The sequence below is a fragment of the Vibrio sp. OPT18 genome, from assembly GCF_015163615.1.
GTDB lineage: Bacteria > Pseudomonadota > Gammaproteobacteria > Enterobacterales > Vibrionaceae > Vibrio > Vibrio coralliirubri.
Window position 1 is genome coordinate 4,330 of record NZ_JADDYK010000055.1, and the last position, 10,755, is coordinate 15,084.

The following is a 10,755-nucleotide window of genomic DNA, read 5'->3' on the forward strand; positions in this document are numbered from 1 at the left end:
ACTAGTCATCATGGTCAATACGGGACATTAACTATTGACCCTCAGACTGGTCATTTACATTATCAAGAGCAAGCCCAAGTTCACACGGGCCCTCATGGCAGCGCTTCTGGTATAGGTCAACATGAAGATAAATTTGAAGTGGCATTGCAAGGGACAAATCAAGATGAAGTTGTCGCCCATGTGAATATCCAGATACTCAGTCATGGGCCTGGACATAGTGGAAAGCTGACAGTTGGAACTGAAGTGGTTGATATGACAATCACACCTTTGGTCCATACATCACACCCTGCTCCCCCACCACCGCCTCCTGTTCAACATGACGAGCCAGACATGGCTTCACAAGCCGACGTTACCGTCACTCTAAGCGATGATAGTAATCTAGATTTAACCCAACAGACCCATCAAGAACCCGATCAGAAAACCAACCACCATGGTGCAGCCGCTTATCTGGATGCATTGGGCATTAAACCCGATGCGACATCGACAACGGTTCATGATCAACCTGCGGATATGGATATCGTACTTGCAAAAGTCGACCAACCAGATGCAGTAACACATGACCAAGCGCACTTGGATATGTCAGACGCGCTGGAACACCATGATGCAAACATCAACCATAACCAAGATGATGAGCACCATCATCACAACGACGTAGACGGGCTACCGGACATTGATCCAAATAGTTAACCGATAACGAGACCAAACAGAAGGGAGCACGTAATGTGCTCCCTTTTTGTTATTTGCAGTTGTTATTCGTTTACTCTCAACGACTCTTTATAACGATTACCTTTCACCAAATGCGACACTGACATTGGTGTAAATTGGCTTCCATAGGTACTGGAACACAGATTTTTCACCGGTTGTGATGTCTACCTCACCCGTCATACCTGGCAAAATAGAAAAGCTCTCTGGGTTATCGCGGAAGTATGGCGTATCAACCGACACGACGACTTCATAATAGATCTCGCCACGCTCGCTTTGACTGGTGGTCGGTGAAATACTCTCAACCGCCCCTTTTAGTGCACCAAAGCGGCTGTAATCAAACGCATCAATCTTGATACGAGTTGGCTGCCCTACACTCACAAAACCAATATCTCTTGGCGACAAACGAGCTTTAAAGTCGGCTTTCCCACCAACAGGAACGATTTCGACCACAGTGCCACCCGGCTGAATAACACCACCGTTTTGCGTGCTTGGCAGGCTTTGCACCAAGCCTTGTAGCGGTGACACTAACATAGTGTTCGTCAATTTAGCTTGGCTTGAACGAACTCTGGCATTCAGTGCTGATAAGTCAGATACGGCTTTAGAACGATCGTCACTGACCTTCGCCTTCGCCTCTGCTAAAAGCTGTTCAATTTTTTGCTCGGTGCTGTCTGCTTGCTTGATTAACACAGCTTTCTTACCACGAGCTTCTTCGATTTTCTGTTCGATACTGGCCAGTTTTTGTCGCATTTCAAGCACACGTAAACGTGAAATGTTACCCGCTTTATAACCCTTCTCCAGTATGTTCAACTCTTGCTTGGTCGCATTCAGCTCTTTCTCGTAGCTAGGCAATGACTTGTCTACACTGCGAAGCTGCTCTGCAATCTGCTCGCTCTCTTTCTCAAGTACCACACGCTTTTGAAAATAGAGGGCTTTTTGTGCGTTCAGCTGCGCTTTTTGTTGGCTAACGATCTCTGGGTAATCGACCTCGAACTCCGCAAGATTTGGCTCACGTTGTTCAAGCAGAGCATTCATACGTTCCACACTGGCTAGAAGCGTCACTTGTTGGGATTTCAATTCTTCAAGAGCGGTACGTTGGAAGGTCGCATCAAACTCAACAAGTGGCTGACCTTTCTCGACCAACTGACCTTCTTTAACGAGAATTTGCTTTAATTTACCGCCAATCGCGCTTTGAAGTACTTGCTTCTCACCTTCTGGAATTACTGCGCCTTTGGCTTTGGCAATTTCATCAACTTGGGTGACGACAGACCAAGTGGCAAAAGCGATAACACACAAAGCAACTGACCACGTCGCCAATGCCAATGTACGAGCCGTATTTTGTGATTCAACAAGTTCACCGTAGCGCTTGCCCTTCTCGATAGGTTGTTTAGCCATTAGCGACTCCTTGCTTAGACTCTGATTGTTCTTGGGAAGCTTGAGGCTCTGAAGGCTGTTTTTGCTTCGAAGACTGCTCCGGCTCTAATGGACCGGCATAAACCACTGCACCTTCATTTAATACCACCACTTTATCGGCAAGCTTGATTAAATCCGGATCGTGGGACGTGTAAATCACCGTTGCTTTTCCTTTTTTCGACTGCACAAACTCACCAAATATACGTTTAGCATTTGGGTGAGCATCAGGCACAGGATTATCCATTAAGAACATTGGGTAGTCATAAACCAGCGCTTTCGCGTCAATGAGGATCTGCGCGACGCTGCCAGACAACATGTCAAAAAGGCTGTCCGGCTGAATACTGCTGATGGAAGTATCGAGCCCACCTGATAATGTCTCGAACCAACGCTTTCCGCCGACCATTTCAATTGCAGAGATCATTTTCTGATCTTCGACTTTGTGACCGTCGTTTAGCCACTCTCGAATACTCAGCGTAAGCAAATCAGGATATGCGGCTCGAATGAAACACCAGTGGCGATAAAGCTGCGGATCGTATTGAACGAGGTTAACGCCTTCAAGCTCGACCATGCCGTTTTGGATAGGCTGCAAGCCAGACAGTACTTCGATCAATGTTGATTTACCGCTCCCAGAAGGGCCAGTAATCGCAACAATTTCACCCGCTTCAATATCAAAGCTCACACCATTCAAAGCGGGGCGACTCTGTTTAGGATAACGCAGTGTCACTTGGTCTAATTTCAAGTTAGGCGCTACCACAGGTAACGGGTGATGCTGGTAACTGAATTCACGCTCGGACGGCTGAGACAAGATACGGTTCACTTGCAATTTGGATTGATTAAAGCTGTTAAAACGCATCGCACTGTTTGCCAACACCTGAGCGGGACCCGTCACTTTAGATATCAACATCATTGAAGCAATCAAACCACCGGGAGTCATCACTTGTTCAAAGATAAGTCCAATGCCTAACCCCATCACCGCGAGTGTCGAACCTACACCAATGAAATAGTAAATCGAGGTGTACCGGCTCTGGAGAACCGATTGATTAAAGGTCACTGTTGAAGCAAGAAGATTGGCCTTTTTGAAACGTTGAATCCAGTGCTCTGAGAATCCGGCACTGCGAATAAAGGCAAGCTTGGATGACAGCTCATTAGTCATGTTTTGACGATTCGTACCTGCGACTGTCGATTGCATCGAGCGCTTGCTGCTAGAGCGTATCGAACGTTTTGCTAGCAAGTAATAAAGGATTAAAGAGACGACTGGAACCAGTACCAACCACCCGCCTAAAACACCTATCGCAAGTACAAAAATAAGAATGAATGGTAAGTCAAATAACGCATTTCCTAATGGCCCCGATAGCACACCTGAAATACGCTCTGACAACATCACTTGGTTTTGCTGACTAGAAGAAGCTGTTTGCTGATTTTGAGCATAGCTATTACGAAGCAGACGCTGCACGAGGGATTGAGAAATCTCACGACTTACTCGGTTGGAAACTGAAGCAAACACTCGGCTACGTAATGTTCTCAACCAACCCATCATCACAAACAACAACGCCGCGCCAATGGCGATACCTTGCAACTCATGCCCTGCATCACCACCAATCACATGGTCATAAATCGACATCGTGATGAAAGGAACAGCAAGCGCAAATAAGTTAGTGATAAAGCTGACCAATAACAATTTAGGAATGATGGGACGAAACGCATGTAACCTTTCGCCAACCCAATCAGGAGAGGCCTTCTCTAATGGTGGCCCTTCGATAACAATACAAAACTGAGGGATATCGGTGATGTCGTCATTGGCATTAAAGGCAACAAATTGCTTGGATTCTAAATGACCAGAGACCAGCTCATGTTCACCAAGTACCAGTAAGACCAATTTATGTTCACCAACTTCATCTAGGTTGGCAACCAAGCGATAAGGCAGTGCAAGCCTGTCGAACAAGGCAAACATATCGTCGATTGATTCAATGCCATTTTCATCGACCCATTGATGCGCGAACAACTGGATATTAGCATTAACTTCCAACTGCTTAAGAACGGAAAGGCTCTCGGTTTCTAAATGATTCATCACCTCTTGTCGACCGCTGGTATCTGCACGGTTGTTCGTACCTGAAGGGTTACCAATATCTAAACGATTCATACGATAGCCTCCTGGTTGCTCTCGCTGTCGACCGTAATAGCTCGACTTTCCACTGTAATGATTCGATTGGCAAATTCGCGAAGTTTAGAATGGTAGCTCACCATCAGTATCGTCCGTCCTGCCGCCACTTCTTCTTCCAACACCTTCGCTAGGTTTCCAAGGGCATCTAAATCAAGCGAGGAATCTGGCCTTTCTAACATGATAATGGGCTTATCACTTGCCAGTTGAGTCGCGATATTGAGCATTTTCACGTTACCCATACTCAGCAGAGACGCACTCGTATGGCCAATTTGTGTCTCTAGTCCATCGGGTAATCGAGTGATTTCCTTGATTAAACCCAAACGCTTTGCATAGTCACTGGCGCTTTGTGTTTTCTCAGGGTCAAAGCCACACAAGTTGTCGAGAATAGTACCCGACACCAACTGCCCTTTAACGCCACAGTAGGCCGCAATATTGGTTACGGATGCGATTGAAACTGCAGCTCCGTTAATGAAGCACTCCCCCGCTTTTAGATCATCAATACCTGCAATCGACGACAATAAATGACTGTTGGTATGGCGATCCTCACTCTCTAACAATACCAATTCACCTTTATTCAATGTGACATCCGCATGAGCGAGTTCACCGTATCTTTCAACGGTCGCTTGCTTGATTTCCAACACCTCAAAGTCAGATAAGTGGTTCTCAGCTTGCTCAGAATCTGAAGATTCCGATAGTGACAAGTCACTCAATTTTTCTATTGCCTGATTGGCACTGTGTATTGAATTAAGCTTGATTCGAACTCCCACTAAAGCACTTAAAGGTGCAACCGCTCTGCCCGATAAGATAGAACATGCCGCCAATCCACCTGTGGTTAACTGGCCATCCAACACCCATAAGCTGCCCGTGATCACCAGTAAAACTGACGTAGCTAGTGCAGCAAGCTGAATACATTCTTGGGCGAAGGCGTTCTGTTCTTCTTCTCTCGCTTTAGACTGAGAGCGAACATTATTGAGGGATTTAAACTGATTAAAGATTCGAGACTCAACGGCCTGGCGTTTGATTCCCTGAATGGTTTGGCTTAGCAAAATCAAAAACGCTTTTCGCTCCTGCTCATCTTGGGAAGCCTCTTCACTTAAGCTTTTAACACGAATAGAAGATAACCAAACGATTCCAAGAGTAATCAGCCAAACTGCCAAAGGTATCGCCACCAGCTCACCGCCGATGTAAGCCACCAAGCCCAAGAAGATCAAGGCAAAAGGCAAATCAATAAAGCCTGCAATCACACCACCGGAATACCAATCTTTGACTTTTGATACTGAGCCCAGCCCCTCTTCCACGCCGCCAACACCAATGTGGCGAAGATGTCCTGATGAAGCCGTTGTTACTCTTTCAACCAAGGTTTGATAGGTCGCTTTCTCGGTATTGCTGGCCGCGGCTGACAAAAGCCAAGTACGCACAAACCGGATCAATGCTTCCATGGCAACAGCCAACGCTGCACCCGCCAACAACAAAGTGGCAGTACCGTAACTTTGGTTAGGTAAAATACGATCGTAAATTTGTAAAACCGTTAACGGAACGGCGAGAGAGAGAAGATTTATGAGTAAAGAAGGCAGTAGGACTTTCCCCACCACCCCTTTGTTTTTCATTGAACTTGCGGGCATACACAATCCTTATCCATGCTTATGAAATAAGATTGGTACACCATGTTGAGTATTGCAAGGTAACGGACTGATTTAACGTGTTTTTCAATATAAATATGACACAGATCTTTCTACAAAAATCTGTGGCTATACCCGTACCTTAAAAACGCTCGTTACAAGTGCTCCTTACAAACAATTGTCGTAATCCGTTATCGCCTGCTTTAACTTTGAAAAGTCTGAGTTACATAAATACGGTTTCAGCGCTTCAAATTTATCTGAGGGCCACTCGTATATTTTGAATGACATGAGTTCGTCAATAACGGACTCATCAAAGCGGTATTTGACGACTTTAGCTGGAGAACCACCAACAATGCTGTATGGAGCGACGTCTTTAGTCACCACACTATTCGCTGCAACCACAGCGCCTTCGCCAATCGTCACACCGGGCATCACCATCGCTCTCATGCCTAACCACACCCCATCTTCAATGTGAGTGTCACCTTTGCCAATGTAGGCATCGTCGATGACATCCATAAATGGATACAGCGAAAACCAATCAACTCTGTGTGTATGGTTGCCGCCCATCAAAATCACGACCTCTGCGCCAATACAGACATAATCACCGATATAGAGTTCGTCGATTTCCCATCGAGGCTCCCACTGGCGGCTGACTTCGTCGCCGTGTAAATAGCGCACTACCGATTGTTCAAAACCATTATCCCAGCAATCGCTGTAATAACTGTGTTGACCTTTTACATGAATATTGGGGTTGGTTACGACTTCATGCAGCAACTCGAATTTGGACCAATGCTTCTTTTGCATTTTTACCTCTGAATGATCTATTTAGTTTTATTCGTTAACTATCAAAATGTTCGACGATGCAAATCCAAGGTGCACAAACTAGCACCCCATAAACACAGGGTTCACAGGGATGAATAGTGAGTATCACGCTTAAATCATAGCAATGTCGCTAAAACTAAAGAGGCGTCAGTGGATTCGAGGTTGCTTAAGAAGAGGAAGTAGTTTCAAAGTTTGCCCAGTTTTTATCGATAACTTGGTTGGATAATTTACAGGCGTATTGTAACTGTTTAGTCGCGCCAATTTGACAGGAAGATGTGAGTAATAAGGTTTCAAATTTCGTTTCGTGGAATACGGAATGAACAAGAGCCTGCGCGATTACACAGGCTCAAACTTAGACTCAGCTATAAACTTCGGAGCTCGCTTGGAGCTGGGCTCAGCGACTACATGCGTGCAAGCTGTACTTTTCTGTCTTTATTCACCACGCAGAAGTTACCGCGCTTAGTACGACACTTAGAGCATCGTTCGCATTCAACAGGGCTTCTATCCCCTTCCTTCCAACGCTTCACTAAATACGGTTCAGAAAGCAGCGGTCTTGAAAGCGCGAAGTACTCAATGCCCGTGTTGTTTGCAATCGCTTCGATAGCATCAAAATCCGTTAGGCCACCTACCGTGATCACTGGGATGTTAACGTCTTGGCTGATCGCGTGACCATACTCATGGAAGTAGCCTTCAGCTTGAATGGTAAAACCATCGTGCGACTCGCCAATCATAGTGTCTGCTTTACCATGAATATTACCTGACACGACAATGCCATCCACGCCCACTTGTTCAAGCTTTTTACAGACAATACGTGTTTCCTCAAAGGTGACGCCACCTTCAAAAAATTCAGATGCCGTGAGCTTAACTAAAATTGGGAAGTCGTCGCCCACCAGCTTGCGCGTCGCGGTATAGATCTCTAACAAAAATCTCATGCGGTTTTCTAAGCTACCGCCGTACTCATCTTCACGTTGGTTGTAATAAGGGCTTAAGAACTGGTTAATCAGATAAGTGTGAGCGGCATGAATTTCAACGCCATCAAAGCCTGATTTTTGTGCTCTCAAAGACGCTTGAGCAAAGGCATCAACAATGTAGTCGATCTCGTCTTTAGTCATCGCTTTGCCTAGTGTTTGAGTGCCTTTTTCTGGAACCTCACTTGGTGCGTAGATCACTCGTTCGCCAAGATCATGCGTGGTTTTGGTGCCACCATAAGCCAATTGCATCACGATTTTAGAGTCGTTGTCGTGCACCAGTTGAGTCAGCTTCTGATACTCTGCAATGAATGAGTCGTTATACATCCCCATCATGCCCGCATTCGGCTTTTCTTCTTCAACGATGTTCGCGTAACCCGTCACGATCAGGCCAACTTCACCTTGAGCCAACTCTTCGTAGATAGCGTACAGTTTATCTGTCATATGCCCATCTTCGGTGGCCATATTTTCCCACGTTGCACTTCTCATGAAGCGGTTCTTTAGTGTCATCTTGCCAATGTGGGTTTCTGTAAACAAAGTGCTCAAGTGTCTTCCTCTCAAAATCGTATTACGCGAGTTACCCATTAAGCATGGGCACTGATTCAGGCGGATACTACAGAGAATAAGGCATGTATAACTTAATCTAGATTAAGAGAGCGGCACTCTCAGATGAGAAAAAGGCAGAAAGAGACAGCAAAAGATCAGAAAGACAGGAATTTAGAGGAAACAAAGGAAGTAAACAGAAGCCACTTAGTTTCACTAAACGGCTTCACAGGTTTATAAGCTTATAGCTGAAGGCTTTACTAAAAATCAGACTTAGTAGCGTTATCCATATTTAACCGTAGGATCAACACACTGATAGATCTGCCCAATGCTCGCTTCATTGGTTAACAAGGCTTCGATAAGGCGCGCCACTTCTTGTCTGTAAATCACACCATGAACTTCGACCTGCTGAGAAAGTTCACCATTGCCAGTTTCCTCACCGTCTAACAAGCCACCCGGGCGTAAGATGGTGTAATCCAGAGAACTCGAGGTTAGCCAAGCTTCAGCCAACGACTTTTCACGAACCGCTGCGCCAAACCCTTTTCTAGATCGCTCCGACAAATACTGCCAAGAGTCACCACAACCTAACGACGTTACCAGCACAAATCGAGCGATACCATTAGCTTCAAGCGCATCAGTTAGATGTCGGTGTCCAATATAATCAACGGGAATGTCAGCTCTGAAGCTGCCCATACTAGAAACGACCAGTGTCGATTTGGGTAACTGAGCGACCACAGATTCAACCTGTTCTTTATCGGTAGCATCACAGCGAAGTGTGGTGACACCAAGTTCAGCTAAACGCGTGTTCTTCTCTGGGTTTCTCGCAACGGCTATCACTTGATAATCTTGTTTGTGAAAATGCTCAACAATTGCAGCACCTAGACCACTTCCTGCTCCCCATACAACGACCGTACTCATAAAAAACCTCATAATATTCATGTTCTAGTGATACTAACCAGACAATTTAAACCGTTCCTTTATCGAGATCAATAAATGAGAATAAGTCTCAATATTATTTTTAGTTTTTTGCTGGTTCTCAATAATCTACTCAAAAGCACGACCACGTATCATATTTAAACATTGGTTAATTGAATTGCCCCAACATGTCTACTAAAGTAATTTTAATACAATGACTTAGTCTCGGTGGTTATGAAAAAAGAACGCATTCAATATTCTTTCGATGTGTGGTTATTTATTCCTGATGAAGACAAACTCATCATGAACGAAGAAGACGTGATTATCGACAATCGCTTGTCTAAGCTGCTCAACTTTTTCTGCCAAAATCCTAAGATCGTATTCTCACGAGATGAGCTGATTAATGAAGTCTGGAATGGCTCAATCTTGACGGATCAAGTGATCACGCAAGCCATTTTTGAACTGCGCAAAATACTCAAAGCGGCTGAACGACACTCCATGGGACACATCATCACCGTGCCCAAACGCGGTTATAAATTGGATGTTGATGTTCACAAAACCATCTTGGTGCCAGCTAGTGTCACGACAAACACCGTGTCCGTTGCAGATGTAGAGCCCTCTCCTTCAATTCAGTCAGAAGCACCAGATACGTCGCCAGTTTTGGGGGAGGATAAAAAACAACAAGTCGAGCCAAAAGAGGATTCAGTCGATCACCTCTCAGAACAACCGGCTTCGCAAGAGTCAACTCAGCCTGTTGATTCAAAATCTAGCGACTCGAACCAAGGTGCTTCGAGCCATGTCCATTCAAGCCATACCGATTCGAGTACAGTTAAGGCCGTTCAACACTCACCCGTAAATAAAACGGCTAGCGACAAACAAGCGCCTATCGCAGCAAATAAACCTCAGAAAACACCTTCACGTGCATTAATGCTCGGGGGCGCTATAGTTATTGCGCTTGGACTTATTTGGTGGACGTTAAAACCGACCAGCCCTACATCGGACGCCTTCGATTTGAGCAGTTTAAATACCGCCGCTAATGAATCAAACCAACCACTCGCTGACTCAAATCAATCAACGGAACAAAATCGTCTTAATCAAACAACAGACAGTCAAAACCTAGATGCCCACAAAGCACACGAATCTGTGCACTACTTATCTTTAGAACCTAGATACATCTACGTAAGTATCGATGACAACTTGAAGACGGATGCCTTTAAGCGTGGGATCATCCATAAATTAATGAGCTACTTGACCACCTATCGCGATTTCCGTGTCGTAGTCGATGAAACCTTGGTGCCGAATTCAGCCAACGTGATCAGTTTCAAGAGTGAAATTGATGGCGACAGAGAATACCTTGATATCACCTACTTCAACCGAATTTCTAATTTCAGACACCTAGGTCGAGATTACCTGATTGACCCGGCTTCACTCCACACGACCATGCGTTCAATGCTCGATGATCTATTGGATTCATTTAATTTGGATATTCAAAAATCGATATTGAAGCAGCAAATCTCTGAGTTACCCAAACAAGAAGAAGCCTTAAAGCTCACCCTTGAAGCGCTCGGGCTCACCTTCATGACGTTAGACAGAACCGACACCTTGTCTAAGA

Annotated in this window: 8 protein-coding genes; 2 read left to right on the forward strand and 6 right to left on the reverse strand. The window is 45.2% G+C overall.

Translation table 11 applies throughout. The features are described 5' to 3' along the window. The coding region (locus IQQ51_RS27150) for a hypothetical protein (protein ID WP_228012880.1) at positions 1-687 on the forward strand (687 nt) is incomplete at its 5' end. Positions 688-783: 96 nt separating this feature from the next. Here the strand turns inward: IQQ51_RS27150 and IQQ51_RS14490 are convergent. The 6 genes from IQQ51_RS14490 to IQQ51_RS14515 all read right to left on the reverse strand — a co-directional run bounded on the left by IQQ51_RS14490 (position 784) and on the right by IQQ51_RS14515 (position 9,146). Beyond that, positions 784-2,097, reverse strand: a complete 1,314-nt coding sequence (locus tag IQQ51_RS14490; RefSeq protein WP_050633022.1) for an HlyD family type I secretion periplasmic adaptor subunit — start codon at positions 2,095-2,097, stop codon at positions 784-786. After that, positions 2,090-4,255 (reverse strand): ABC transporter transmembrane domain-containing protein, encoded by a 2,166-nt coding sequence (locus IQQ51_RS14495; RefSeq protein ID WP_193841443.1) that lies wholly within the window; start codon positions 4,253-4,255, stop codon positions 2,090-2,092. The genes IQQ51_RS14490 and IQQ51_RS14495 overlap by 8 nt, the downstream gene beginning before the upstream one ends. After that, the gene (locus tag IQQ51_RS14500) at positions 4,252-5,898 is read right to left on the reverse strand and encodes an ABC transporter ATP-binding protein (protein WP_122046292.1); all 1,647 of its coding nucleotides are present in this window, start codon (positions 5,896-5,898) and stop codon (positions 4,252-4,254) included. Before IQQ51_RS14500 ends, IQQ51_RS14495 begins: the two co-directional genes overlap by 4 nt. 165 nt (positions 5,899-6,063) lie before the next feature. Beyond that, complete coding sequence (locus IQQ51_RS14505) at positions 6,064-6,699, reverse strand: CatB-related O-acetyltransferase (protein ID WP_017082045.1); 636 nt, start codon at positions 6,697-6,699, stop codon at positions 6,064-6,066. A 419-nt stretch (positions 6,700-7,118) separates the two neighbouring features. Beyond that, on the reverse strand, positions 7,119-8,231 hold the full coding sequence (locus tag IQQ51_RS14510) for an NADH:flavin oxidoreductase (protein WP_193841444.1): 1,113 nt from the start codon (positions 8,229-8,231) through the stop codon (positions 7,119-7,121). Positions 8,232-8,510: 279 nt separating this feature from the next. Continuing rightward, positions 8,511-9,146: an SDR family oxidoreductase gene (locus tag IQQ51_RS14515; RefSeq protein ID WP_193841445.1), complete on the reverse strand. Its 636-nt coding sequence runs from the start codon at positions 9,144-9,146 to the stop codon at positions 8,511-8,513. Between the two features lie 231 nt (positions 9,147-9,377). On the opposite strand from IQQ51_RS14515, the gene IQQ51_RS14520 reads away from it, so the two are divergent. Continuing rightward, on the forward strand, positions 9,378-10,755 hold a 1,378-nt coding region (locus tag IQQ51_RS14520), incomplete at its 3' end, for a winged helix-turn-helix domain-containing protein (protein ID WP_228012881.1).

Excerpts from the sequence above, each read along its gene's own strand:
- IQQ51_RS14490 (WP_050633022.1), bottom strand. The coding sequence starts at position 2,097 with ATGGCTAAACAACCTATCGAGAAGGGCAAGCGCTACGGTGAACTTGTT.
- IQQ51_RS14495 (WP_193841443.1), bottom strand. The coding sequence starts at position 4,255 with ATGAATCGTTTAGATATTGGTAACCCTTCAGGTACGAACAACCGTGCA.
- IQQ51_RS14500 (WP_122046292.1), bottom strand. The coding sequence starts at position 5,898 with ATGCCCGCAAGTTCAATGAAAAACAAAGGGGTGGTGGGGAAAGTCCTA.
- IQQ51_RS14505 (WP_017082045.1), bottom strand. The coding sequence starts at position 6,699 with ATGCAAAAGAAGCATTGGTCCAAATTCGAGTTGCTGCATGAAGTCGTA.
- IQQ51_RS14515 (WP_193841445.1), bottom strand. The coding sequence starts at position 9,146 with ATGAGTACGGTCGTTGTATGGGGAGCAGGAAGTGGTCTAGGTGCTGCA.